Source organism: Streptomyces sp. NBC_00122 (assembly GCF_045160845.1).
In the GTDB taxonomy this organism is placed as follows: Bacteria; Actinomycetota; Actinomycetes; order Streptomycetales; family Streptomycetaceae; genus Streptomyces.
On the sequence record NZ_CP108191.1, the window covers coordinates 969,880 to 995,415 of the forward strand.

Below are 25,536 nucleotides of genomic sequence, written 5' to 3' on the forward strand. Positions count from 1 at the left end.
TCCGTGGCGATCCGCGTCCTACTGGTCGACGACCAGCCGCTGCTGCGCACCGGTTTCCGGATGATCCTGGAGGCGGAGGGGGATCTGGCGGTGGTCGGCGAGGCCGGGGACGGTCTGCAGGCGCTGGACCAGGTGCGTGCGCTGCAGCCGGACGTGGTGCTGATGGACATCCGGATGCCGCGGATGGACGGGGTGGAGGCCACGCGGCAGATCACGGGTCCGGGCCGGGACGGTCCGGCGAAGGTGCTCGTGCTGACGACGTTCGATCTGGACGAGTACGTGGTGGAGGCGCTGCGGGCGGGGGCGAGCGGTTTCCTGCTGAAGGATGCGCCGGCCAATGAGCTGGTGCAGGCGATCCGGGTGGTGGCGGCGGGTGAGGCGATGCTGGCGCCGAGCATCACGCGGCGGCTGCTGGACAAGTACGCGGGGCATCTGCCGTCGGGTGAGGACAGTGTGCCGGACGCGCTGGGGACGCTGACGGAGCGTGAGGTCGAGGTGTTGAAGCTGGTGGCCCGGGGTCTGTCGAACGCGGAGATCGCGGCGGACCTGTTCGTGAGCGAGACCACGGTGAAGACGCATGTGGGGCACGTGCTGACGAAGCTGGGTCTGCGGGACCGGGTCCAGGCCGCGGTGTACGCGTACGAGAGCGGGCTGGTGCGGCCGGGCGCCCAGTAGGGCGGCCCGAGGGGCGTACGGGAACGGGCCGGCAGCCGCGTGACGCGGTTGCCGGCCCGTTGCCGTACGGGGTGGGTCAGCCCTTGCTGATCTCCCAGAAGCGGAAGACGGTCGAGGCGTCGAGGGACCACTGCAAGCCGGTCACGTTGGTGCGGGAGACGGCGTACTGCTTGCCCTGCCAGAGCGGGAGGATCGGGATGTCCTCGGCGACGATCTCCTGGAGCCGGTTGTAGTCCGGGTTGGCCGCGGTGCGGTCGGACTTCGCGGAGGTCGACGGGATGATCGTCCCGGTGATCTCCTTGTTGTCGTAGTTGTTGCTCAGGACGCTGTCCGGGCCGAAGAACGGCTGGGTGAAGTTGTCGGCGTCCGGGTAGTCCGGGACCCAGCCCTTCACGTAGACGCCGTACTTGCCGTCCTGGATGTCCTTCTCGTACTGGTCGTACTCGACGGACTTCATCTCGGCCTCGAAGAGGCCGCTGTCGTTGAGCTGCTTGGCGATGACCTGGAACTGCTGGTCGGTGGAGGGGCCGTAGCGGGACGGGGTGGAGTACAGGGTGATCTTGACCTTGCCGTTGATGCCGGCGGCCTTGAGGACGGCCTTGGCCTTCTCCACCTGCGGGCTGCCGCCGTAGCGGTCGAAGAAGGGGGTGGTGTGTCCGGCGATGCCGGCGGGCACGATCGAGTAGAGCGGGGTGGCGGTGCCCGCGTACACGTCCTTGACGAGGGCTTCGCGGTCCACGAGGTAGGCGATGGCCTTGCGGACGGGGAGCTTGCCGGCGACGGGGTCGCTCATGTTGAAGACCATGTGCTCGACCTCGGCGCCGGTGCCCTGGACGACGTCGACCTTGTTGTCGCCGGTCTTGACGGCGGCGAGGGCGGCGATGTCCTTGGCGGCCAGGCCGCGGAAGGCGAAGTCGACGTCGCCGCTTTCGAGGACGGTCTTGAGGGCGGTCTGGTCGCCGTTGAAGAACTTCAGGGTCACACCGGTGTTCTTGGCCTTGGCCTTGCCGGTGTAGGAGTCGTTGACCGAGAAGCTGGCGCTCTTGTCGTTGAAGGCGTCCAGCTTGTAGACGCCGGAGCCGACGGCCTTGTTGTCGGTGCGGAGCTTGTCGGCCGGGTACTCGGCGTGGTCGACGATGGCGCCCGCACCCGAGGCGATCTTGCTCGGGAAGGTCGCGTCGGACGTCTTGAGGCGGAAGACGACGGTCTTGTCGTCGGGCGCGTCGATGCCGGCGATCGACGCGAGCATCACGGCCGGGCCGTTCTCGTCGTTGATCTTCAGCGTGCGCTCGAAGGAGTACTTGACGTCCTTCGAGGTCAGGCTGTGGCCGTTGCTGAACTTCAGGCCGGCGCGCAGGGTGCACTTGTACACCTTGCTGTCGCCGCCCTCGAAGTTGCAGGCCTGGGCGGCGTCGGGCTCCGGCGTCGTGCCGCCCTTGGGGAAGCTCAGCAGCGACTGGAAGACGTTGTTGAAGAGCAGCCAGGAGCCGGGGTCGTAGCCCGACGCGGGGTCGGTGGACTTCACCTTGTCGGATATGCCCATGACCACGCCCTTGCCGTTGCCGGCTTCGGAGCTGCCATCGGTCGATCCGCAACCGCTGAGCAGCGCGGCGGCGGTGGCTGCGCCGAGCGGGGCTGCCAGCCACTGGTTACGTCGATTCACGCGAACGTCCTTCACAGTCGAACTGTTTCGTTGCTCCGGCCCGCGACACCCGCTGCCGGTCTTTGCCTTGCTCAGCCGCTTACGCCGCGGCCGAGCTCCCACAACTGGAGGTCGGAGATGGCGTTGACCGACCACTCCACTCCGGTGATCCCGTCGCGTGCGGCGACGTACTGCTTGCCCTGCCACAGGGGCAGGACGGGCACGTCCTCGGCGACGATGTCCTGCATCTCCGTGATCGCGGGGACGGCGACGTTGCGGTCGACGGCGCGCCGGGATTCGGGGAGGAGCCTGGTGCGCACCGCGCTGTTGGAGTACGGCGTGCCCAAGAAGTTGTCCTGCTCCAGGAACGGGGCGAGGAAGTTTTCGGCGTCCGGGTAGTCGGGGAACCAGCCGAGCCCGTAGGCGGCGTGGTCGCCCTGCTTCTGGGCGGGGCGGAAGTCGGCCCAGTCGGTGCCCTGGACGGTGATGTCGAACAGCTGGGTGGAGTTGAGCTGGGCCTTGAGGGCCTCGAACTCGGCCGCCGTGCCGTCGCCGTAGTGGTCGTTGGTGTAGTGCAGCGTCAGCTTGACCGGGGTCTTGATGCCGGCGTCCTTCAGCAGGGAGGCGGCCTTGGCGGTGTTGGCCTCGCCGTACTTGCTGTAGAAGGAGTTGACGTGGCCGGTCACGGCGCTGGGGACCAGGGAGTAGAGCGGCTGCGCGGACTTGCCGTAGACCTTGGAGATGAGGGCGTTACGGTCGACGGCGGCGGCGAGGGCCTGGCGGACTGCCTTGTCCTTGACGACCGGGGCCTCGGTGTTGAAGCCGAGGTAGCGGATCTCCAGGCCGGGCATCGGGACGAGCTTGACGCCCTTGGGGGGCTTGGCGGCGAACTCGGTGATCTGGGCGGGCGACAGGGTGCGGGAGACCATGTGGATCCTCCCGTCGGTGAGCGCCTTGCCCATGGCCGCGGAGTCGGGGAACGTGCGCAGCTCGACCTTGTCGTTCTGGAGCTTGAGGTCGCCCTTGTAGCGCGGGTTCTTGCTGAACACCGCCCGGACGAGCTGGTTGTTCTTGACCTCGGCCTTCATCGTGTACGGGCCGGAGCCGTCGATGTCGAAGCCGTCGCGGAGCTTCTTGGCGCCGTAGTTCTTCTCGCTGACGATGCCGGCGGCGGGGGTGGAGAGCTTGTACGGGAAGGTCGCGTCGGGGGTCTTCAGGTGGAAGACGACGGTGTCGGCGCCCTTGACCTCGACGTTGTCGAGGTTGGCGAGCAGCGCGGACGGGCCGTTCTCGTCCTTGATGGCGCGGACGCGGTCGATGGAGAACTTGACGTCCTTGGCGGTGAGCGGGTCGCCGCTCGCGAACGTGAGCCCGGGGCGCAGGGTGCAGCGGTAGCTCTCGTTGCCGGTGTCGGTGAAGCGGCAGTCGGAGGCCGCTTCGGGGACGGGCTGGCCGCCGCCGCGCGGGGTGTGCATCAGGGTCTGGACGGTCTGGCGCAGGACGTTCCAGGCTCCGGCGTCGTACGCGTAGGCCGGGTCGAACGGGGCGGGGGCGTATTCGGCTGCTTCGAACCGGTCGGTGGTCCCGACGACGATCGCTCCGGATCCCGCTCCTCCGCCGCTGGCGCTGCCGCATGCGGCGAGCGTGGGCGTGAGCAGTCCGGCCGCGGCCGTCAGCACCATGGTCTTGCGGTTCATGCTGGAAGTACTCCCTGTAACCGGCACTTGCTCAAAGCGGCGAAAAGGGCACTTCGCGACGGTCGCCCGTTCAGGGCGGAACGATCGGGCCGGTGTAGTGACGATCGGTCCACGCGGTCCCGGCACAGGGGTGTGTGCCGGTGACGGCTGAGGTGCGGCGCGGTGCCCGGTTCGACACTAGTGGTCCGGGACGGGATGGCTGGAACTGGCCTGACTTGGGGCGTATTCGCACTGTGATGGGAGCGGACTGGCTGTCCATGCGGAGGCCACCCCGGATTCGGTCAGTAGCTGATCAATCCGGACACAAGGGAAGGCATAGGAGGCCTGGAACAGGTGTATCGGGCACTTGACGGGTGACCAACGTCACCCGGGACGACCGCCCCGGAGGGGATGGAATTTCAGCCTCCGGGGCCTCCGGCGGAAGATCCTCTCGCCGGACCTTCATCCTGCGGCCGTTCCGTTCGGTACAGAGCGTGTGCAGGGCGTACCGGTGCGTGCTTCCGGGCGCGGGAGCTCAGTTCAGCGGGCTGATGAGCGACCGCAGGAACGGCAGGTCCACGTCCTCCAGCGAGCGCACGATCGTCCGGCCGGGGGCGGGCTCGATGCGCCCGACGGAGGGGACGGCCACGACCCGGCAGCCGGCGGCCTCCGCGGCGGCGACGCCGGTGGCGGTGTCCTCGATGACGGCGCACCGGGCGGGGTGCGCGCCGAGGGTGCTCGCGGCGAGCAGGTACGGGTCGGGGTGCGGCTTGGTGCGGGCGACCTCGTCCCCGGCGACCGTCATCGTGAAGCGGTCACGGCCGAGGGTGAGCAGGACCTGGTCGATGACACGGCGGTGCGAGGCGGAGACGAGGGCGGTGGGCACGTTGTGCCGGGCCAGCTCGCTCAGCAGCCGCTCGGCGCCGGGCATGAGGGGGACCTGGTCGGCGATGCGGGCCTCGAAGCGCTCGTTGAGGAGCACGCTGAGCTCGGCGAGGCCGATGGCGGCGCCGGTCGCCTCGATCAGGAAGGCAGCGCTGCGGCTCATGGGGCCGCCGACGACCACGTCCCGCCAGGACTCTTCCAGCCGGTGCCCGAGCTCGCGGAAGATCTCGGCCTCGATCTCCCACCAGAATCCCTCGGTGTCGACGAGGGTGCCGTCCATGTCCAGCAACACCGCCTGCAGGGCGTGCCCGTCGGCCGCACGGACCACGGGGACGGGAACGGTGCTGGTCATGAGCACGCCTTTCTCAGGGGACGAGAAGGCCGGTCACCTCCGCCCGCGGGAACGTGCCCTCGGGAACAGGTGACCGGCCTGTATGGGACCGACCAGTGTACGCCGGTCCGCCTCAGCGTGCGTTGAAATACTTCGCTTCGGGGTGGTGAATCACGATGGCGTCGGTGGACTGCTCGGGGTGGAGCTGGAACTCCTCCGAGAGGTGGACGCCGATCCGCTCCGGCTGGAGGAGGTCGGCGATCTTGGCGCGGTCCTCCAGGTCGGGGCAGGCCCCGTAGCCGAGGGAGAAGCGGGCCCCGCGGTACTTGAGGTCGAACATGTCCTCGACCTTGTCCGGGTCCTCGCCGCCGAAGCCGAGTTCGGCGCGGACGCGGGCGTGCCAGTACTCGGCCATGGCCTCGGCGAGCTGGACGGACAGGCCGTGCAGCTCCAGGTACTCGCGGTAGGAGTCCGACTCGAAGAGCTTGGCGGTGGCCTCGCCGATCTTCGAGCCGACGGTGACGACCTGGAGGCCGACGACGTCGGTCTCGCCGGATTCCTCGGGGCGGAAGAAGTCGGCGAGGCACAGGCGGCGGCCGCGACGCTGACGCGGGAAGGTGAAGCGGGTCCGCTCGTTGCCCTCGTCGTCGAGGATGATCAGGTCCTCGCCCTTGGAGACGCAGGGGAAGTAGCCGTAGACGACCGCCGCTTCCAGCAGGTTCTCCGTGTGCAGCTTGTCCAGGAGGCCGCGCAGGCGCGGACGACCCTCGCTCTCGACGAGCTCCTCGTACGTGGCCCCGCCGGCGCGGGCCTGCTTGAGGCCCCACTGGCCCTTGAACAGGGCGCCCTCGTCCAGCCAGGAGGCGTAGTCCTTGAGCGGGATGCCCTTGACCACGCGGGTGCCCCAGAACGGCGGGGCAGGGACCGGGTTGTCGACGGCCACGTCCGAGCGGCCGCCCGGCTCCTCCTGCTCCTCGACCTGCAGGACGGGGGTGTCCCTCTTGGCGACCCGGCGCTGCTTGAGCTCGGGGAGGGTGGCGCCGGGGACACCGCGCTTCACGGCGATGAGGGCGTCCATCAGGCGCAGGCCTTCGAAGGCGTCGCGGGCGTAGCGGACTTCGCCCTCGTAGATCTCGTGGAGGTCCTGTTCGACGTAGGCGCGGGTCAGCGCGGCGCCGCCGAGGATCACCGGGTAGTCGGCGGCCAGCTTGCGCTGGTTCAGCTCCTGAAGGTTCTCCTTCATGATGACCGTCGACTTCACCAGGAGCCCGGACATCCCGATCACGTCGGCCTTGTGCTCGGCCGCGGCCTCCAGGATCGCCGAGACCGGCTGCTTGATGCCGATGTTGACGACGTTGTAGCCGTTGTTGGTCAGGATGATGTCGACGAGGTTCTTGCCGATGTCGTGGACGTCACCGCGGACGGTGGCCAGCACGATCGTGCCCTTGCCGTCGTCATCGGTCTTCTCCATGTGCGGCTCCAGGTAGGCCACCGCGGTCTTCATGACCTCCGCGGACTGGAGCACGAAGGGCAGCTGCATCTGGCCGGAGCCGAAGAGCTCGCCGACGACCTTCATCCCCTCCAGGAGGGTGTCGTTGACGATGTCCAGGGCGGGACGGGTCCGCAGGGCCTCGTCGAGGTCGGCCTCCAGGCCGTTCTTCTCGCCGTCGATGATGCGCCGCTGCAGACGCTCGTCCAGCGGCAGCGCGAGGAGCTCCTCCGCCCGCCCGTCCTTCAACGACTTCATGTTGACGCCCTCGAAGAGGGCCATCAGCTTCTGCAGGGGGTCGTAGCCCTCGGCCCGCCGGTCGTAGATGAGATCCAGAGCGACCGTGACCTGCTCCTCCTCGAAGCGGGCGATCGGCAGGATCTTCGACGCGTGGACGATCGCCGAGTCCAGGCCGGCCTTGACGCACTCGTCCAGGAACACCGAGTTCAGCAGCACCCGCGCGGCCGGGTTCAGGCCGAAGGAGATGTTCGAGAGGCCCAGCGTCGTCTGCACGTCCGGATGCCGGCGCTTCAGCTCGCGGATCGCCTCGATCGTCGCGATGCCGTCCTTACGAGACTCCTCCTGTCCGGTGCAGATCGTGAAGGTCAGGGTGTCGATGAGGATGTCCGATTCCCGGATCCCCCAGTTCCCCGTCAGATCGTCGATCAGCCGCTCGGCGATGGCGACCTTGTGCTCGGCGGTACGGGCCTGGCCCTCCTCATCGATGGTCAGCGCGATCAGCGCCGCGCCGTGCTCCTGCGCCAGCCGGGTGACCTTCGCGAACCGGGACTCGGGACCGTCACCGTCCTCGTAGTTCACGGAGTTGATGACCGCCCGGCCGCCCAGCTTCTCCAGGCCCGCCCGGATGACGGGAACCTCCGTCGAGTCCAGCACGATCGGCAGCGTCGAAGCCGTCGCGAACCGCCCGGCCAGCTCCTCCATGTCCGCGACGCCGTCACGGCCCACGTAGTCCACGCACAGGTCGAGCATGTGCGCACCCTCACGGATCTGGTCCCGCGCCATCTCCACACAGTCGTCCCAACGGGCCTCCAGCATCGCCTCACGGAACTTCTTCGACCCGTTCGCGTTCGTCCGCTCCCCGATCGCCATGTACGAGGTGTCCTGCCGGAACGGCACCGTCTGGTACAGCGAAGCCGCACCCGGCTCCGGCTGCGGCTTCCGCCCGGTGACAGCCGCACCCCGCACCCGCTCCACCACCTGCCGCAAGTGCTCCGGCGTCGTACCGCAGCAGCCACCCACCAGCGACAGCCCGTACTCACGGACGAAGGTCTCCTGCGCGTCAGCGAGCTCGGGGGCGGTCAGCGGGTAGTGCGCGCCGTCCTTGGTCAGGACGGGCAGCCCGGCGTTCGGCATGCAGGAGAGCGGGATACGGGCGTTGCGCGCCAGATAGCGCAGGTGCTCGCTCATCTCCGCGGGGCCCGTGGCGCAGTTCAGGCCGATCATGTCGATGCCCAGCGGCTCCAGCGCCGTCAGCGCCGCACCGATCTCCGAACCCAGCAGCATCGTGCCGGTCGTCTCCACGGTCACCGAACAGATCAGCGGGACGGTGACACCGAGCGCCTCCATGGCGCGGCGGGCGCCGATGATGGAGGACTTGGTCTGCAGGAGGTCCTGGGTGGTTTCCACGAGCAGCGCGTCGGCGCCGCCGGAGAGCAGGCCCTCGGCGTTGATCTGGTAGGCGTCGCGGATCTTCGCGTAGGTGATGTGGCCGAGGGTGGGCAGCTTGGTGCCCGGGCCCATCGAGCCGAGGACCCAGCGCTGCTGCCCGGTGGAGGCGGTGAACTCGTCGGCGACCTCACGGGCGATGCGGGCACCGGACTCCGACAGCTCGTGCACCCGCTCCGCGATGTCGTACTCGGCGAGCGCCGCGAAGTTCGCGCCGAAGGTGTTGGTCTCGACGCAGTCCACGCCCACCGAGAAGTACGCCTCGTGCACGGTGCGCACGATGTCGGGGCGGGTGACGTTGAGGACCTCGTTGCAGCCCTCCAGCTGCTGGAAGTCCTCCATCGTGGGGTCCTGCGCCTGGAGCATCGTCCCCATGGCTCCGTCGGCGACGACCACCCGGGTGGCCAGCGCCTGTCGGAGGGCATCGGCCCGGGTCTGGGTGTCTGCGGGCGGGTTCGGCAACGAGGCCATGGTTGAGCTCCCTGGGATGCGACGGCTGTCGGCTTTGCACCCCCGCTGTGTCAGGGGCGCACGCGGCCAGAGTAACCGCGTGGCCCCGGACCCGGTGAGGCTGTCCCACGTGGCGGACTGCATTCTGTGCGCGGGGGGTCCGCACGGGTTACACCCTTCCGCGGCACCCCGGAGAACGCCCAGGCATGCACGAGGTCGGCATCGGCCGATAGTGTTCAGCATTGTCGAACTACGTCAGCAGGAGGCTGCGCCATGGCACGGAACATCCAGTCGCTCGAACGAGCCGCTGCGATGCTGCGACTCCTGGCGGGCGGGGAGCGCCGTCTGGGTCTCTCGGACGTGGCCTCCTCCCTCGGCCTGGCCAAGGGCACCGCGCACGGGATCCTGCGCACCCTGCAGGCCGAGGGGTTCGTGGAGCAGGACCCCGCGTCCGGCCGCTACCAGCTGGGCGCGGAGCTGCTGCGCCTGGGCAACAGCTACCTGGACGTGCACGAGCTGCGCGCCCGCGCCCTGGTCTGGACGGACGACCTGGCCCGGGCGAGCGGCGAGAGCGTGTACGTGGGGGTGCTGCACCAGAGCGGGGTGCTGATCATGCACCACGTGTTCCGGCCCGACGACAGCCGTCAGGTGCTGGAGGTCGGGGCCATGCAGCCGCTGCACTCCACGGCCCTGGGCAAGGTGCTGTCGGCATACGACCCCGTCGCGCACACCCAGGTGCTGGAGGTGGAGCGGGAGGCGTTCACCCCCCGTACGGTCATCGACGGCGCTGGCTTCGAGGAGATCCTGGACCTGACCCGGGCACGCGGCTGGGCCTCCGACGTCGAGGAGACCTGGGAGGGCATCGCGTCGGTGGCCGCGCCCATCCACGACCGGCGCAGGATGCCCGTCGGCGCGGTGGCCGTCGCGGGGGCCGTGGAGCGCGTCTGCGGGGAGTCCGGGGAGCCCAGGGCGTCCCTGGTGGCCTCCGTACGGGACTGCGCGAGGTCGGTTTCACGCGACCTCGGAGCGGGCCGGTTCTGAGCTTGACCTGACCCGATCAATCCACCCAACGGCCACCACCTGTGGCATTTGGGTGGATTTTGTCGTTTTCTGATCATCCGTTGGCTTGATTTGGCCGATCGTGTCGAGTGGTAACGATCCGGTTCTTTGACCTGGTCGACCCTTGACGCGTTATTGGCCAAGGCGGAAAACTGCCGTTCATCGGTCGGCATTGTCGAACACCTACCGGCAATACGCGTTAGGGTGTGGCAAGGCCAAGGACCGGTGAAGCACTCACCGAGTGCGCGGACCGCCGGACGGGACCCGGTGTCCGCCCACCCCTGCAAGGCAAAGGAGTCGCGGGTGTCCACCTCCGACATCTTCATCGGCGAGACCATCGGTACCGCCCTGCTCACGCTGCTCGGCGGTGGCGTCTGCGCCGCCGTCACGCTCAAGAGCTCCAAGGCACGCAACGCGGGCTGGCTCGCGATCACCTTCGGCTGGGGTTTCGCCGTTCTGATCGCCGCCTACGTGTCCGCCCCGCTCTCCGGTGCGCACCTCAACCCGGCGGTCACCGTCGGCCTGGCCATCAAGAACGGCGACTGGAGCGACACTCCGGTCTACTTCGCCGGACAGCTCCTCGGCGCCATGCTCGGCGCGGTGCTGATGTGGATCACGTACTACGGCCAGTTCCGGGTGCACCTCTCGGACCCGGAGCACATCCGTGACGCCAAGCTCGGCCCGGAGGACCCGCACCCGCACGACCAGGCCGGTCCGGTGCTCGGCGTCTTCTCCACCGGCCCCGAGATCCGCAACGTCGTCCAGAACCTCACGACCGAGATCATCGGCACCTTCGTCCTGGTCCTGGCGATCCTGACCCAGGGACTCCAGGACGGCGGCAAGGGCCTCGGCGTCATCGGCGTCCTGATCACCTCCTTCGTCGTCGTCGGCATCGGCCTCTCGCTCGGCGGGCCGACCGGCTACGCCATCAACCCGGTCCGCGACCTCGGTCCGCGCATCGTGCACGCCCTGCTCCCGCTGCCGCACAAGGGCGGCTCGGACTGGGGGTACTCCTGGATCCCGGTCGTCGGCCCGCTCGTCGGTGCCGCCATAGCCGGTGGTCTGTACAACATCGCGTTCGCCTGATCAGTTTCGGCCCGCGCTCGTAAGATCCGCACCGCATCCTGATTCCGCCTACTCATAGACCTGCCAGGAGCAGCCACATGACCAGCAGCACCGGCCCCTTCATCGCCGCGATCGACCAGGGCACCACCTCCTCCCGCTGCATCGTCTTCGACCGCGACGGCCGCATCGTCGCCGTCGACCAGAAGGAGCACGAGCAGATCTTCCCGAAGCCGGGCTGGGTCGAGCACGACGCCACCGAGATCTGGACCAACGTCCAGGAGGTCGTCGCCGGCGCCATCGCCAAGGCCGAGATCACCGCGGCCGACGTCAAGGCCGTCGGTATCACCAACCAGCGCGAGACCACCGTCCTGTGGGACAGGAACACCGGCGAGCCGGTGCACAACGCGCTGGTCTGGCAGGACACCCGCACCGACGCCCTGTGCAAGGAGCTCGGCCGCAACGTCGGCCAGGACCGCTTCCGCCGCGAGACCGGCCTGCCGCTGGCGAGCTACTTCGCGGGCCCGAAGGTCCGCTGGCTGCTCGACAACGTCGAGGGTCTGCGTGAGCGCGCCGAGGCCGGCGACATCCTCTTCGGCACCATGGACTCGTGGGTCATCTGGAACCTCACGGGCGGCACCCAGGGCGGCGTGCACGTCACCGACGTCACCAACGCCTCGCGCACCATGCTGATGAACCTGCACACCCGGGCCTGGGACGAGAAGATCGCCGAGTCCATGGGCGTCCCGCTCAACGTCCTCCCGGAGATCAAGTCCTCCGCCGAGGTCTACGGCCACGTCAAGGACGGCGTCCTCGCCGGCGTTCCGGTCGCCTCGGCGCTCGGTGACCAGCAGGCCGCGCTGTTCGGCCAGACGTGTTTCGCCGAGGGCGAGGCGAAGTCCACGTACGGCACCGGAACGTTCATGCTGATGAACACCGGCGACAAGATCATCAACTCCTACAGCGGCCTGCTGACCACGGTCGGCTACCAGATCGGCGACCAGAAGCCGGTCTACGCGCTGGAGGGCTCCATCGCCGTCACCGGCTCGCTCGTCCAGTGGATGCGCGACCAGATGGGCCTGATCAAGTCCGCGGCCGAGATCGAGACCCTTGCCTCCTCGGTCGAGGACAACGGCGGCGCCTACTTCGTGCCCGCCTTCTCCGGCCTGTTCGCCCCGTACTGGCGCTCCGACGCCCGCGGTGTGATCGCCGGCCTCACCCGGTACGTCACCAAGGCGCACATCGCCCGTGCCGTCCTGGAGGCCACCGCCTGGCAGACCCGTGAGATCACCGACGCCATGACCAAGGACTCGGGCGTCGAGCTCGCCGCCCTCAAGGTCGACGGCGGCATGACCTCCAACAACCTGCTGATGCAGACGCTCTCGGACTTCCTGGACGCCCCCGTGGTGCGCCCGATGGTCGCCGAGACCACCTGCCTCGGCGCCGCCTACGCCGCCGGCCTGGCCGTCGGCTTCTGGCCCGACACCGACGCCCTGCGCGCCAACTGGCGCCGCGCGGCGGAGTGGACCCCGCGGATGCCCGCCGAGCAGCGGGACCGCGAGTACAAGAGCTGGCTCAAGGCCGTCGAGCGGTCCATGGGCTGGGTCGACGACGAAGACGCCAGCTGACCTCACTCAGCTGACGCTATCGACGAGGAGCTAAGAGAGATATGAGCAGCCTGCAGAGCGTGACCGCACTGGGCACGCACCCGACCGCCGGTTCGAACGCGAGCCGCGCCGAGACCCGTGAGCAGCTGGCGAAGGCCACGTACGACCTGCTGGTCATCGGCGGTGGAATCCTGGGCACCTCGGTGGCCTGGCACGCCGCGCAGTCGGGTCTGCGGGTCGCCATGGTGGACGCCGGCGACTTCGCCGGCGCCACCTCCTCCGCCTCCTCCAAGCTCGTCCACGGCGGCCTGCGCTACCTGCAGACCGGCGCGGTCAAGCTGGTGGCCGAGAACCACCACGAGCGCCGGGTGCTGGCCAAGGACGTGGCCCCGCACCTGGTCAACCCGCTCACCTTCTACCTGCCGGTCTACAAGGGCGGTCCGGTGGGTGCGGCCAAGCTGGGCGCGGGCGTCTTCGCCTACTCCGCCCTCTCGGCCTTCGGCGACGGCATGGGCAAGGTCATCTCCCCTGCCCGTGCCGCCGCCGACAACCCCGGCCTGAAGACGGACAACCTCAAGGCCGTCGCGGTCTACTACGACCACCAGATGAACGACTCCCGGGTCGCCGTCATGACGGTCCGCGCGGCCGTCGAGTCGGGCGCGGTCGTCCTCAACCACGCCGAGGTCACCGGCCTGCGCATGACGCGCGGCCGGGTGAGCGGTGCCGAGCTCAAGGACCGCCTCGACGGCACCGAGTTCGGTGTCGACGCGCGCGTCGTGCTCAACGCCACCGGCCCGTGGGTGGACCACCTGCGGCGCATGGAAGACAAGCACTCGATGCCGTCGATCCGCCTCTCCAAGGGCGCCCACATCGTCATGAAGCGCAAGTCGCCGTGGAAGGCCGCCATGGCCACCCCGATCGACAAGTACCGCATCACCTTCGCCCTTCCGTGGGAGGACCAGCTCCTCCTCGGTACCACCGACGAGGTGTACGAGGGCGACCCGGCGGACGTGCGCGCCACCGAGTCCGACATCCAGCAGATCCTGGACGAGGCGGCCTTCTCCGTGAAGGACGCGGACCTGGACCGCTCGCTGATGACGTACGCCTTCGCGGGTCTGCGCGTGCTGCCCGGCGGCCCCGGCGGCGTCGAGAAGGCCAAGCGCGAGACGGTCGTCTCCGAGGGCGCCGGCGGCATGCTGTCGGTGGCCGGCGGCAAGTGGACGACGTACCGCCACATCGGCCGCGTGGTCATGGACAAGCTGGCGAAGCTCCCGGGCAGCCCGCTGACCGATGACATGGAGCCGGTGAAGTCGCTGGTGCGCCGGATCGCGCTGCCCGGTGTCGCCAACCCGAACGCCGTCGCGCACCGCCTGCTGGTGGACCGCGAGCCCGGCACGCGGATGGACCCGCTGACCGCGCGCCACCTGGCCTCGCACTACGGCTCGCTCGCCTTCGACATCGCGCGGATAGCCAACGAGGACCCGGCGCTGGCCGAGCGCATCCACCCGGACGGTCCGGAGATCTGGGCGCAGGTCGCCTACGCCCGTGACAACGAGTGGGCCGAGACGGTCGACGACGTGCTGCGCCGCCGCACGACGGTGACGGTCCGCGGTCTGGACGACGAGGCCGTACGGGCCCGGGTCCAGGAGATGCTGAGCCGCAAGGCATAGCGCTCACGCAGGTGGGGAAGAGGGGCGGTTCCGAGGGGAACCGCCCCTCTGTCGTGGGCTGTGGCCGACGTCCCTTCAAGGCTTAGGCTGACCCGTGTACGCAAGGGAACTTCGGAAGGAGACCTGGGTGATCGAGCTTGAGGGCGTGCCCGAGCTGATCGACCCGGTCATGGTGGCCGCGTTCGAGGGCTGGAACGACGCGGGTGACGCGGCCTCCGGTGCGGTCGCACACCTGGACCGGGAGTGGAAGGGCGAGGTGTTCGCGGCGCTCGACGCCGAGGACTACTACGACTTCCAGGTCAACCGGCCGACGGTGTGGCTGGACAACGGGGTACGGAAGATCACCTGGCCGACGACGCGGCTGTCCGTGGTCCGGATCGGCGGCGCCAAGCCGCGGGACCTGGTGCTGGTGCGCGGGATCGAACCGTCCATGCGGTGGCGGTCGTTCTGCAACGAGATCCTCGGCTTCGCGCACGAGCTCGGCGTCGAGATGGTGGTCGTCCTCGGTGCGCTGCTCGGGGACACGCCGCACACCCGGCCGGTGCCGGTGAGCGGGGTCACCTCGGACGCGGACCTGGCGCGGACGATGGACCTGGAGGAGACCAAGTACGAGGGCCCGACCGGGATCGTGGGCGTGCTCCAGGAGGCCTGTACGCACGCGGGCGTCCCGGCGGTGTCGCTGTGGGCGGCGGTGCCGCACTACGTGTCGCAGCCGCCGAACCCGAAGGCGACGCTGGCGCTGCTGAACCGGCTGGAGGATCTGATCGACATCCGGATCCCGCTGGGCGAACTCCCGGAGGACGCACGGGCGTGGCAGCTGGGCGTGGACCAACTGGCCGCCGAGGACAGCGAGGTGGCGGAGTACGTCCAGACGCTGGAGGAGGCCCGGGACACCGCCGATCTGCCGGAGGCGTCGGGCGACGCCATCGCGCGGGAGTTCGAGCGGTACTTGCGGCGCCGTGATCCCGCGGCGGGCCCGGCGGCGGAGCCGGGTGACGGCTCGTACCTGCGGGACACGTCGAGCGGTCTGACGCGTCCGCCGAAGCGGAAGGACTCCGCTGCCGAGGAGCCGCCGGCGGCTCCGCCGGAGCCGGGAGATCCCGGGGACGACGCCCCGGAGGCTCAGGGCCCCCCGGAGGCCCCGGAGGCACCTGAGCCCCCGCAGGCCTAGTCGTGGCCTAGTCGGCCGGAGGGCGGGGCGGGGTGCGGGGCCGCTGCGCGGAGCTGCTCCCCGCCCCGCCCTTTCTCCGTTTCCCGGGGCTCCGCCCCTGACCCCGTACGGGCGCTGCGCGCCCGTCGCCTCAAACGCCGGCGGGGCTGGATCCTCCAGCCCCGCCGGCGTTTGAGGTGCGGGGTTACAGGGCCACGCCCAGGAGGGCGTCGACCGTGCGGGAGACCAGGCCGGGGGCCGACTCGTCGTCGCCGTCGGAGGCGTTCTGCGCGTCCACCCAGCGGTCCACCGCCGCCAGCGCGGCAGGGGCGTCCAGGTCGTTCGACAGGGCCTCGCGGACCTCCTCGACCAGGGCGTCCGCCGGCAGCCCGTCCGGCCGCGACACGGCCGCGCGCCAGCGCTCCAGGCGGGCCACCGCGTCCGCGAGCACCGCGTCCGTCCACTCCCAGTCGGCGCGGTAGTGGTGCGACAGCAGGGCCAGGCGGATCGCCGCCGGGTCGACCCCGGCCCGCCGCAGCGCCGAGACGAAGACGAGGTTGCCCTTCGATTTCGACATCTTCTCGCCGTGCAGGGCGACCATGCCCGCGTGTACGTACGCCTTGGCCATCGGGAACTCGCCGGTCAGCGCCTGCGCGTGCGAGGCGCCCATCTCGTGGTGCGGGAACGCCAGGTCGGAGCCGCCGCCCTGGATGTCGAAGCCCATGCCCAGGTGGTCGAGGGCGATCGCCACGCACTCGATGTGCCAGCCCGGCCGGCCGCGGCCCAGCGAGCCGCCGTCCCAGCTCGGCTCGCCCGGACGCGCGGCCATCCACAGCATCGGGTCCAGCGGGTTCTTCTTGCCGGGCCGGTCGGGGTCGCCGCCCCGCTCCGCCGAGAGCAGCCGCATCGCGGCGGCGTCGAGGTTCGAGACCGCGCCGAAGTGCGGGTCGGCCTCGACCGAGAAGTAGACGTCGCCCTCCAGCTCGTAGGCCGCGCCCGCGTCCCGCAGCCGCTCGACCAGCGGCACGATGCCGGGTATGGCCTCGACGGCTCCGATGTAGTGCTGCGGCGGCAGCATGCGCAGGGCGGTCATGTCCTCACGGAAGAGGGCCGTCTCGCGTTCGGCGAGCTCGGTCCAGTCGTGTCCGTCGCGCAGCGCCCGCTCCAGGAGCGGGTCGTCCACGTCCGTGACGTTCTGGACGTAGTGGACCTGCCGCTTGGTGTCGAGCCACACGCGCTGTACGAGGTCGAACGCGTTGTAGGTCGCCGCGTGACCGATGTGGGTCGCGTCGTACGGGGTGATGCCGCAGACGTAGATACGGGCGACGGGACCGGGGGCGAGGGTGATCGTCCCCTGGGTCGCGGTGTCGTGGATCTTGAGGTCGCGGCCCTTGCCAGGAAGGGCGGGGACCTCGGAAGCGGGCCAGGCATGCATGCGTCGAGCCTAACCGGACGGATGTTCCGGAAACGAACCGGACCCGCACTGTTGTCTTGATCGGCACTCTTGCGGTCTGGCCGGATCTGTGCGTGCGGCGTGTGGCCTGTTCACACCGGCGGCCAGGGGATCGACGGCCACTGCCCGGACGGCTCCGGATGGATCCCGGTGCGCAGCAGCTCCGCCACCCGGCCCCGTACGGCGGCCAGCTCGACCGCGGTGATCAGTTCGGCCAGCCGGGTGGCGAGCGGGGCTCCTTCGGCCAGCTCGGCGGCCAGCGAGGCAAGTATCTCGCGTGCCTCGTCCGTCAGCGGCTCCCCGGCCCAGCCCCACAGGAGGGTGCGCAGTTTGTCCTCAGCGTGGAAGGTCACGCCGTGGTCGATGCCGTAGAGGCGGCCGTCGGGTGCGGGCAGCAGGTGGCCGCCCTTGCGGTCGCCGTTGTTGATCACTGCGTCGAGGACGGCGAGCCGGCGCAGCCGCGGGTCGTCGGCGTGCACCAGCAGGGCGGTGCGGCCTTCGCCGATGTCGGCGAGGGCGACGGCCTTCCAGCCCTCCGCCGCCTCCTCGCCCTGGACGAGCCCGAGCAGCTCGGCGCCGGGCGCCTCACCCTCCGGGGTCTCGATCCACCGCTGGACCATGCCCTCGCCGTACGGCCCGTCGCGGAGCACGGTGGCGGGCACCAGGCCCCAGCCGGTGGCCTCGGAGACCAGGTAGGCGGCGACCTCGCGCTGGGCGAGGTTCCCGTCGGGGAAGTCCCAGAGCGGGCGCTCGCCCTTGACCGGCTTGTACACGCAGTCGGCGCTCACGCCCTCGTACGTGACGGTGCACAGCAGGACGGCGTTGGACGCCTCCCTGATCCGGCCGACGACGGTCAGCTCGCCCTTGGCGAGCAGCTCCTCGATCTCCCCCGTGGCGGTCACACCTGGCGCCGGTAGCCGTTCTGGCGCGGGCAGACGTGCCCCTCCGGGTCCAGTGGCAGACTGCACAGCGGGCACGGCGGGCGGCCCGCGTTGACCACGTCCAGGGCCCGCTTGGCGAAGGCCCGGGCCTGGGCGCCGGTGAGGCGGACCCGCAGCATCGGCGGGCCGTTCTCCTCGTCCTGGAGCAGCCGCTCCTCCGCCTCGGCGAGATCCTCGTCCGACTCGGCTTCGAGTTCCACGAGGGCCTGCGCCTCGACGATCATGCGCTGCTCCTCGCCGTCCCAGGCCAGCGCCATGGTGCCGACGCGGAACTCCTCGTCGACGGGGACGTCCAGCGGCGCGGTGTCGGCGGCCTCGGCGGGGGCGACGGCCGGGACCGGGGCGTTGCCGCCGGTGCGCCGTACGACCTCGTCCAGCAGCTCGTCCATGCGCTCCGCCAGCGCCGCGACCTGGGTCTTCTCCAGGGAGACGCTGGTGACGCGGGGGCCGGATGAGGCCTGCAGGAAGAACGTACGGCGTCCCGGCAGACCGACCGTGCCGGCCACGAAGCGGTCCGGGGGGTCGTAGAGGAACACCTGACGGGGCACGTCCGTCTCCAAGTCTCGGCGCAGGGCAAAGCTGCGCGTGTGCGGGCCCATCCACCCTACTGCGCCGTTCGATCACGCCGCGCCCGCGCCGCCTCCCACGACCGCGTTCCCGCCGTCTTCCACTGCTTTGTCCGGCGTCTCGGAGCGCGGCACGAGCGCGCCGAAGTCCCCGGTGTCGCCCAGCCGGAACACGAACGGCCGCGTGGGCGTGTAGCGGACGGCGGTCACGGAGCAGGGGTCGACGTGGATGCGCTGGAAGAGGTCCAGGTGCATGCCCAGGGCGTCGGCGACAAGGGACTTGATGATGTCGCCGTGGGAGCACATCAGGAAGACGGCGTCGCTCCCGTGCTCCTCCTCGATCCGCGTGTTCCAGTCCCGTACGGCCTCCACGGCGCGCGCCTGCATGGCGCGCATGGACTCGCCGCCGGGGAAGGCGGCCGCGGACGGGTGCTGCTGGACGATCTTCATCAGGGGCTCTTCGGCGAGTTCGGAGAGTTTGCGGCCCGACCAGTCGCCGTAGTGGCACTCGCCGATCCGCTCGTCGGTGTGCACCTCCAGGTCCGGCCGGGCGGCCAGCAGCGGTGCGAGCGTCTCCCGGCAGCGCTGGAGCGGGCTGGTGACGGCCGCGGCGAGCGGTACGCCCACGAGCCTCCCGGGCAGCGCGGCGGCCTGCTCGGCGCCGCGCTCGTCGAGGGCCACTCCCGGGGTCCATCCGGCGAGCAGTCCAGCGGTGTTGGCGGTGGACCGCCCGTGTCGTACGAGGATCAGCGTGGCCATGGCGCCAGCCTATGCTCTGGCGCCCAGGTGCGGGCGGGCCGCGGGCAGGGGAGAATGCCCCGCGTGATTGTGGACTGTGCGATTTACCGGGACGGCCGCCGCACCGAAGGGCCCGAGGACTTCTCGGACGCCCTGGACGAGGCGCGGGCGGCCGGTGACGCCTTCCTCTGGGTCGGCATGCACGAGCCGTCGGAGAAGGAATTCGAGTACGTCCGGAGCGAGTTCGGTCTGCACGCGCTGGCGGTGGAGGACGCGCTGACCGCGCACCAGCGCCCGAAGCTGGAGGTGTACGACGATTCGCTGTTCGTCGTCCTCAAACCGGTGATGTACGACGACGACACCGACACGGTGACCGCCGGCGAGCTGATGGTCTTCATCGGCGACTCCTTCGTGGTCACCGTCCGGCACGGCGAGGGGGCCCCGCTGACGGCCGTACGGCGCCGGCTGGAGCAGGAGCCCGACGTACTGCGGCACGGCCCCACGGCGGTGCTGTACGCGGTCTCCGACGCGGTGGTGGACCACTACATCGAGGTGGCGGCTGAGCTGCAGGCGGACCTGGAGGAGCTGGAGGCCGACGTCTTCGCCCCGAACGCCTCCGACACCAAGAACACCGCCTCCAGGATCTACGGCTTCAAGCGGCAGGTGCTGGAGTTCCGCCGGTCGACGAGCCCGCTGCTGCAGCCGATGAACCGGCTCGCCTTCGGGAACGTGCCCTTCGTCCACGACCACTCCCAGCCGTTCTTCCGCGACGTGGCCGACCACCTGACCAAGGCGAACGAGTACATCGAGGGCCTGGACCGGCTGCTGTCGGACGCCCTCGCCGCGCACCTGGCGCAGATGGGAGTCCGGCAGAACGACGACATGCGCAAGATCTCGGCCTGGGCGGCGATGGCGGCCGTCCCCACGATGGTGGCGGGGATCTACGGGATGAACTTCGACGTGATGCCGGAGCTGCGGCACGCCTGGGGCTATCCGGCGGTGATCGTGGTCATGGCGGGCGCGTGTCTGGGCCTGCACCGCTTGTTCAAGCGCCGGGGCTGGCTCTAAGCGGCCTCGGGGAAGTAGGGCTACGCGAACTCGGGCGAGGTGAGCGGCGCTCCGCCCAGGGCGTCGCGCCGCTCGGGCATGGCGAGGCTGACCATCCGGTGCCAGCGGCTGAACCGCTCGTACGCGTACATCCCGTGGATGCCCGCGGCGAGCACGGCCGCCTTCGGCGCGGGCCAGCGCAGCAGTCGGCCCATGTGGTCCATGACGGCGAGGCTCACGTCCCGGTAGACGGCGATCTCGACGAGCGCGCTCTCCCGCAGCACCCCCTGGATGGTGCGGCCGTGTCCCGCCCGGACCAGGCGCAGCAACTCCTCGTGGCAGTAGGCGAGGTGGTTGTCCTCGTCGCGGCTGATCATGCGGATGGCCTTGCCGAGCTCGGGGTGGTCGCCGAAGTTCCTGACCAGCATGTCCATCTGGTCGGCGGCGCGCTGTTCGGTGACCCGGCTGTGCGCGAGGTAGACGACGATGTCGTGCTCGGTCAGCGGCTCCTCGCGGCGCAGCTTCTCGTGCGCGAGACCGATCCCGCGCCGCTCCAGCAGCATCGTGTAGTCGGTCTCGGGCGGTACGGGAACGGGCGGCAGCCCGCGCTTGCGGAGCAGCGCGTTGAAGATCCGCCCGTGCTTGTCCTCGTCGGCGCCGTGCCGGGTGATCTTGGGTGCCAGCCCGCGCATCGAGTCGGGCACGAGAGCCGCGATCCGGGCGTTCTCCCAGCCTCCCTGCGACTCCCCGCTGGCGGCGATGGAGCAGAACAGCTGGAAGGCGTCGTCGTTGTCGACGATCTCCTGGAACAGGCTGCGGGCAGAGAGCATGCAACGAGTCAAACTCCGGTTACCGGGGCGGGCAACCGATGGGTCGCGCTACTCGTCCGAATGAACGAACCAGGGGGATGGCCCACGGCGCGTAACCCGGGGGCCGCCCGGCGCGTTGTTGGCTGTGTCGGCCGTGGCGGGGAAGACCCCCCGAGCCCCCACCACGGCCGCAGACCTTCTTTCCCGGCCCTCAGCCCTCAGCCCCGAGCCCCGGGGGTCAGGCGAGGCCGGCCAGCTCCATGGCCTCAGTGCCGGCCCGCAGGGCGGCGATCCTCTCGTCCAGGGTGAATCCGGCCGGGGCCAGCGTGAGGGTGGTGACGCCGGCCTCCGCGTAGGCCCGCATCCCGTCCGCGATCCGCGCGACCGGGCCGAGCAGGGTGGTCGAGTCGATCAGCGAGTGCGGGACCGCCGCGGCGGCGCCGGTCTTGTCGCCCGCCAGGTACTTGTCCTGGACCTCGGCGGCTTCCTTCTCGTAGCCCATGCGCTGGGCCAGCTGGTTGTAGAAGTTCTGCTTCCGGCTGCCCATGCCGCCCACGTACAGGGCGGTGTACGGGCGGAACATGTCGGCGAGCGCGTTCACGTCATCGCCGAGGGCCAGCGGCACGGTCGGGCAGACGTCGAAGCCCTCCATGGTCAGCCCGGCCTTCTCGCGGCCCGCCCGGATGTGGGTGAGCGCGGTCGCCTCCAGGTGCTCGGCGGCCGGGAAGATCAGCAGCGCGCCGTCGGCGATCTCGCCGGTCTGCTCCAGGTTCTTGGGCCCGATGGCGGCGATGTAGAGCGGGATGTGCTCGCGCTCGGGGTGCACGGTCAGCTTCAGCGGCTTGCCCGGGCCGCCGGGCAGCGGCAGGGTCCAGTGCTCGCCCTCGTACGAGAGGCGCTCGCGGCTCATCGCCTTGCGGACGATCTCCACGTACTCCCGGGTCCGCGCGAGCGGCTTGTCGAACTTGACGCCGTACCAGCCCTCGGAGACCTGCGGGCCGGAGACGCCGAGGCCGAGCCGGAAGCGGCCCTTGGTGAGCGAGTCGAGGGTGGCCGCGGTCATGGCCGTCATGGCGGGCTGACGGGCCGGGATCTGCAGGATCGCCGAGCCGACGTCGATCCGCTCGGTCTGGGCGGCGACCCAGGCGAGGACGGTCGGGGCGTCGGATCCGTAGGCCTCGGCCGCCCAGCAGACGTCGTAGCCGAGGCGGTCGGCCTCCTGCGCGACGGCGAGGTTGTCGGCGTCCATGCCCGCACCCCAGTAGCCGAGATTGATGCCGAGCCGCATGTGTCGTCCCCTTACCGAATTTACCGATCAGTAACGTGCGTGTCCGGGGACTGTAGCGCGCCCGGAGCCCATCCGTCAGCGCCCCAGTAGTCTCAGCGCTCATGGAGCAGAGGCATCTCGGCCGCACCGGACTGCGCGTCTCCCGGATCGGCCTCGGCACCCTGACCTGGGGCCGCGACACCGGCGAGGAAGCCGCCGCCGAGCAGGTGAAGACGTTCTGGGAGGCGGGCGGCACGCTCGTCGACACGGCCGACGTGTACGGCGGCGGGGAGGCGGAGTACCTCCTCGGGCAGTTGGTGGGCGGGCTGGTCCCGCGCCGGGACCTGGTGATCGCGACCAAGGCGGGCAGCGTGCCGGATCCGGACCGGCGCTTCGACGGCTCGCGCGGGCACCTGCTGGCCGCGCTCGACGCCTCGCTGGACCGGCTGGGCACCGATTACGTCGACCTCTGGCAGGTGCACGCCTTCGACCCGGCGACCCCGCTGGAGGAGACCCTGCAGGCGCTGGACCTCGCCGTGAGCAGCGGCCGCGCCCGGTACGCCGGGGTGGCGGGCTTCTGCGGCTGGCAGCTGGCGAAGGCGGCCACCTGGCAGCTCGCGGTCCCGGGGGTACGGACCCGGCTGGCCTCGACGCAGATGGAGTACTCGCTGCTCCAGCGGGGCGTGGAGCGGGAGGTGCTGCCGGCCGCGCTGGACCTGGGCATCGGACTCCTCCCCTCCTCCCCGCTGGGGCGCGGGGTCCTGACGGGGAAGTACCGGGGCGGCGTCCCTGCGGACTCCCGGGGCGCCTCGCAGACCCTGGCCGCCCTGGTGGAGCCGTACCTGGACGAGGCCGCGGGCCGCATCGTGGACGCGGTGGTGACGGCGGCCCAGGGGCTGGCGGTGACCCCGCTCCAGGTGGCCCTGGCGTGGATCCGGGACCGGCCGGGGGTGGTCGCGCCGATCGTCGGCGCGCGGACGTCGGCGCAGCTCGCGGCGGCTCTGTCGGTGGAGGCCCTTAGTCTTCCGGAGGAGATCTGCCGGGCGCTGGACGATGTTTCGGCGCCCGTGCACCGCTACCCCGATCAGGACTGGAGCACTCTGTGAGTACGGACCGCCAAGCCGAGCCCGCTACCTCGGAGGAACCGGCCGAGCCGCAGCCCGCCGCCGACGGCGGACCCGGTACCGGCTCGGACGAAGCCCCGACGGCCGGGCCGCAAGACGCCTCCGACGGTGAAGCGGAGGAGGCGGACGTCGAGCCGGGCGAGGCCGAGGAGGACGGCGAGCAGGCCGCGGCAGACGCCCCGGAGGGCACCGGCGAAGGCGACGAGCAGGCCGCGGAGGCGGGCGCCGGAGCCGGGCTCAGCGAGGCGCAGGCCGAGCTGGCCGCGCAGAAGGTCGAGCGGGAGCGGATCGCCCGGCGCAAGGCCGAGCGGGAAGGGCCCGTCGACGCCGGGGCGAAGCTCAGCGGGAAGGCCGCGGACCTGCTCGCCGCCGTACGGGCCGTGGAGAGCGGGGCGAAGCCGCCCGCCGTGTACTTCGACGAGGCCCCGGCCGCGCCGCGCAAGGCGGCCCCCGCTCCCCCTCCGCCGCCCCGCAGGACGGCGGAGGCGCCGGCCGCCGCCCCCTCCTCCGACACCGTCGACGGCGTACGGGCCGTCCTGGCCCGCGGCGGCGCGCCCGAGGCACTCGCCGCCCCGGCCGCGGCCGCGCTCGGCGACGACCCGGCCGGCCGGCTCGCCGCCAACCCCTGGCTGCTGCTGTCGGTCCCCGCGGTCCGCCCGACCCAGGCGGACGGTTTCGCGCGGGCCCTGCTGGGCCCCGAGGCCGGTCCGGGCGACGAGCGCCGCACGGCCGCCCTGGTGGGCTGGCTGCTGGTCCAGGCGGGGCTCAAGGGGCACACCGCGCTGGAGGCGCCGGTCCTGGAGAAGGCTCTCGCCCAGTACGGCGTGCCGGAGCCCGCCGAGGCTCTGGAACTGGCCATCGCCGAGGCCTCGGTGCTGGTCTTCCACGAGCCCTTGGGCCCGCCGGCCGGCGAAGCCGCCGAAGACACCGAGGACACCGAGCGGCCCGTGAGGATCCTGGTGGGCCTGGAGGGCCCGGCGATGGCCGAGGAGAGCCTGGCCGACGGCCTGGCCCGGATCGCCGGCACCTTCGGCGCCCCGGCCGACTGGGAGAAGGCCGCCACCGGACCGGGCTCTGAGCTGATCCGCGCGGTCGCGGGCCACGGTCTGGTCACCCACACCGGCGGCGAGGCCGCCCGCGCCGAACCGCTCGCCCTGCTGGCCGCGGCCCGGGAGCTCGGCCTGCGCGCCTGCCTGGCCGCGCACGTCCCCCCGGCCGAAGGCGTCACCGTCACCGGGCTGCTCTCCGGGGGGCAGGGGCCCGGCCGGGACGCCGACGGGCGGTTCGCGCTGGACCTGCTGATCGTGCTGGACGCGCCGCAGCTGGACGTGGAGGCCGCCGCCGCGCTGGTGGAGTCCGTCCCGGACGGGGCCCGGCTGGTGCTCTCCGGGGATCCGGCGGTGCTCGGCTCCGCCGGGGCCGGGCGGGTGTTCGCCGATCTGCTGGCGGCCCGTACCTGCCCCCGGGTGGTCTCCCGCGTCCCGGACCCGGGGCCCCTGGGCGAGCTGGTCTCGGGGGTCGGCATCGGGGAGCTGAACCAGGTCGAGGCTCCCGGCAAGGAGGTCGTCATCGTCCCGGTGCAGGACGCCGGGGAGGCCGTGCACCGTGCCGTACAGCTGGTGGCCGAGTCGGTGCCGCGGGCCTTCGGGATCCCGGCGGACAGCGTGCAGGTGATCACCCCGGGCCACGGCGGCTCGGCGGGTACCCGGGCGCTGAACGCCGCCCTCAAGGAGCGGCTGAACCCCGGCCCGGGCCGGTTCGGCGGCTTCGACCCCGGTGACCGGGTGGTCCACGTGCCGTCCCCCGGGCGGGCCCTGCCGGCCCGGATGGTGTCGGCCGACGCGCAAGGCCTGCACCTGGACCGCGCGGGCGAGCGGGTCGTCGTACCGAAGGAGCTGGTGGAGTCCCAGGTGCGGCACGGCTGGGCGATCACCGCGCACCAGGCCGTGGGCGCGCGCTGGCCCGCGGTGGTCGTCGTACTGCCGGGTGACGCGGCGCAGGCCCTCTCCCGGGACTGGGTGTACACCGCGTTCGGGCGGGCCGAGCGGCACCTGTCCGTGGTGCACGGCGTGGACCAGGCGCTGCCGCACGCGGTGGCGGAGGTCCTGCCGAAGCCGCGCACGACCCGGCTGACGGGGCTGCTGACGGCCCTCGCCACGGCGGGCGGGCAGCCGGAGTGAACCGGCGCGCGGTTCCCGCCCCTCGGGGC

19 protein-coding genes are annotated in these 25,536 nt (G+C 71.0%); 9 read left to right on the plus strand and 10 right to left on the minus strand.

The genetic code is table 11. The features are described from left to right. Positions 1-3 precede the first annotated feature (3 nt). A complete protein-coding gene (locus OG737_RS04635; RefSeq protein ID WP_328924853.1) occupies positions 4-675 on the plus strand; it encodes a response regulator transcription factor in 672 nt (223 codons plus the stop codon). Positions 676-751: 76 nt separating this feature from the next. Here OG737_RS04635 and OG737_RS04640 read toward each other — a convergent pair whose 3' ends face one another. The 4 genes from OG737_RS04640 to metH all read right to left on the minus strand — a co-directional run bounded on the left by OG737_RS04640 (position 752) and on the right by metH (position 8,855). Then, positions 752-2,338, minus strand: coding sequence for an ABC transporter substrate-binding protein (locus tag OG737_RS04640; protein WP_328924854.1), 1,587 nt, complete (start codon positions 2,336-2,338; stop codon positions 752-754). A 71-nt stretch (positions 2,339-2,409) separates the two neighbouring features. After that, on the minus strand, positions 2,410-4,014 hold the full coding sequence (locus OG737_RS04645; protein ID WP_328924855.1) for an ABC transporter substrate-binding protein: 1,605 nt from the start codon (positions 4,012-4,014) through the stop codon (positions 2,410-2,412). Between the two features lie 514 nt (positions 4,015-4,528). Next, positions 4,529-5,230, minus strand: a complete 702-nt coding sequence (locus OG737_RS04650) for an HAD family phosphatase (protein ID WP_328924856.1) — start codon at positions 5,228-5,230, stop codon at positions 4,529-4,531. A 112-nt stretch (positions 5,231-5,342) separates the two neighbouring features. Next, entirely contained in the window at positions 5,343-8,855 is a 3,513-nt protein-coding gene (metH, locus tag OG737_RS04655; protein WP_405921211.1) for a methionine synthase, read from the minus strand. Between the two features lie 252 nt (positions 8,856-9,107). On the opposite strand from metH, the gene OG737_RS04660 reads away from it, so the two are divergent. From OG737_RS04660 to OG737_RS04680, 5 genes are all read left to right on the plus strand, one after another. After that, positions 9,108-9,875: an IclR family transcriptional regulator gene (locus OG737_RS04660; RefSeq protein ID WP_328924858.1), complete on the plus strand. Its 768-nt coding sequence runs from the start codon at positions 9,108-9,110 to the stop codon at positions 9,873-9,875. A 321-nt stretch (positions 9,876-10,196) separates the two neighbouring features. Then, positions 10,197-10,979, plus strand: a complete 783-nt coding sequence (locus OG737_RS04665) for an MIP/aquaporin family protein (RefSeq protein ID WP_328924859.1) — start codon at positions 10,197-10,199, stop codon at positions 10,977-10,979. 77 nt (positions 10,980-11,056) lie between these two features. Further along, positions 11,057-12,583 (plus strand): glycerol kinase GlpK, encoded by a 1,527-nt coding sequence (gene glpK, locus OG737_RS04670; RefSeq protein WP_328924860.1) that lies wholly within the window; start codon positions 11,057-11,059, stop codon positions 12,581-12,583. Positions 12,584-12,624: 41 nt separating this feature from the next. Further along, positions 12,625-14,232, plus strand: a complete 1,608-nt coding sequence (locus OG737_RS04675) for a glycerol-3-phosphate dehydrogenase/oxidase (RefSeq protein ID WP_328924861.1) — start codon at positions 12,625-12,627, stop codon at positions 14,230-14,232. A gap of 127 nt (positions 14,233-14,359) precedes the next feature. Then, positions 14,360-15,403, plus strand: a complete 1,044-nt coding sequence (locus OG737_RS04680) for a PAC2 family protein (RefSeq protein WP_405680205.1) — start codon at positions 14,360-14,362, stop codon at positions 15,401-15,403. Between the two features lie 184 nt (positions 15,404-15,587). On the opposite strand, the gene mshC is transcribed toward OG737_RS04680, so the two are convergent. The 4 genes from mshC to OG737_RS04700 all read right to left on the minus strand — a co-directional run bounded on the left by mshC (position 15,588) and on the right by OG737_RS04700 (position 19,101). Next, positions 15,588-16,817 carry a cysteine--1-D-myo-inosityl 2-amino-2-deoxy-alpha-D-glucopyranoside ligase gene (gene mshC / locus OG737_RS04685; RefSeq protein ID WP_328924863.1) on the minus strand — a complete coding sequence of 410 codons (1,230 nt, stop codon included), beginning with the start codon at positions 16,815-16,817 and terminating at the stop codon, positions 15,588-15,590. A 110-nt stretch (positions 16,818-16,927) separates the two neighbouring features. Beyond that, positions 16,928-17,770 carry an SCO1664 family protein gene (locus tag OG737_RS04690; protein ID WP_405922394.1) on the minus strand — a complete coding sequence of 281 codons (843 nt, stop codon included), beginning with the start codon at positions 17,768-17,770 and terminating at the stop codon, positions 16,928-16,930. Next, positions 17,734-18,324, minus strand: coding sequence for a DUF3090 domain-containing protein (locus OG737_RS04695; RefSeq protein WP_362398553.1), 591 nt, complete (start codon positions 18,322-18,324; stop codon positions 17,734-17,736). The genes OG737_RS04690 and OG737_RS04695 overlap by 37 nt, the downstream gene beginning before the upstream one ends. A gap of 72 nt (positions 18,325-18,396) precedes the next feature. After that, positions 18,397-19,101, minus strand: coding sequence for a histidine phosphatase family protein (locus OG737_RS04700; protein ID WP_328924865.1), 705 nt, complete (start codon positions 19,099-19,101; stop codon positions 18,397-18,399). Positions 19,102-19,155: 54 nt separating this feature from the next. On the opposite strand from OG737_RS04700, the gene OG737_RS04705 reads away from it, so the two are divergent. After that, positions 19,156-20,148: a magnesium and cobalt transport protein CorA gene (locus OG737_RS04705; RefSeq protein WP_328924866.1), complete on the plus strand. Its 993-nt coding sequence runs from the start codon at positions 19,156-19,158 to the stop codon at positions 20,146-20,148. Positions 20,149-20,168: 20 nt separating this feature from the next. Here OG737_RS04705 and OG737_RS04710 read toward each other — a convergent pair whose 3' ends face one another. Both OG737_RS04710 and OG737_RS04715 read right to left on the minus strand, forming a co-directional pair. Further along, the gene (locus OG737_RS04710; protein WP_405921212.1) at positions 20,169-20,957 is read right to left on the minus strand and encodes a ferritin-like domain-containing protein; all 789 of its coding nucleotides are present in this window, start codon (positions 20,955-20,957) and stop codon (positions 20,169-20,171) included. A 217-nt stretch (positions 20,958-21,174) separates the two neighbouring features. Continuing rightward, positions 21,175-22,224 (minus strand): LLM class F420-dependent oxidoreductase, encoded by a 1,050-nt coding sequence (locus tag OG737_RS04715; RefSeq protein ID WP_328924868.1) that lies wholly within the window; start codon positions 22,222-22,224, stop codon positions 21,175-21,177. 101 nt (positions 22,225-22,325) lie between these two features. On the opposite strand from OG737_RS04715, the gene OG737_RS04720 reads away from it, so the two are divergent. Both OG737_RS04720 and OG737_RS04725 read left to right on the plus strand, forming a co-directional pair. Then, positions 22,326-23,309: an aldo/keto reductase gene (locus OG737_RS04720; RefSeq protein WP_405680201.1), complete on the plus strand. Its 984-nt coding sequence runs from the start codon at positions 22,326-22,328 to the stop codon at positions 23,307-23,309. Next, complete coding sequence (locus tag OG737_RS04725) at positions 23,294-25,507, plus strand: ATP-binding domain-containing protein (protein ID WP_405922395.1); 2,214 nt, start codon at positions 23,294-23,296, stop codon at positions 25,505-25,507. Before OG737_RS04720 ends, OG737_RS04725 begins: the two co-directional genes overlap by 16 nt. Positions 25,508-25,536: the final 29 nt, after the last annotated feature.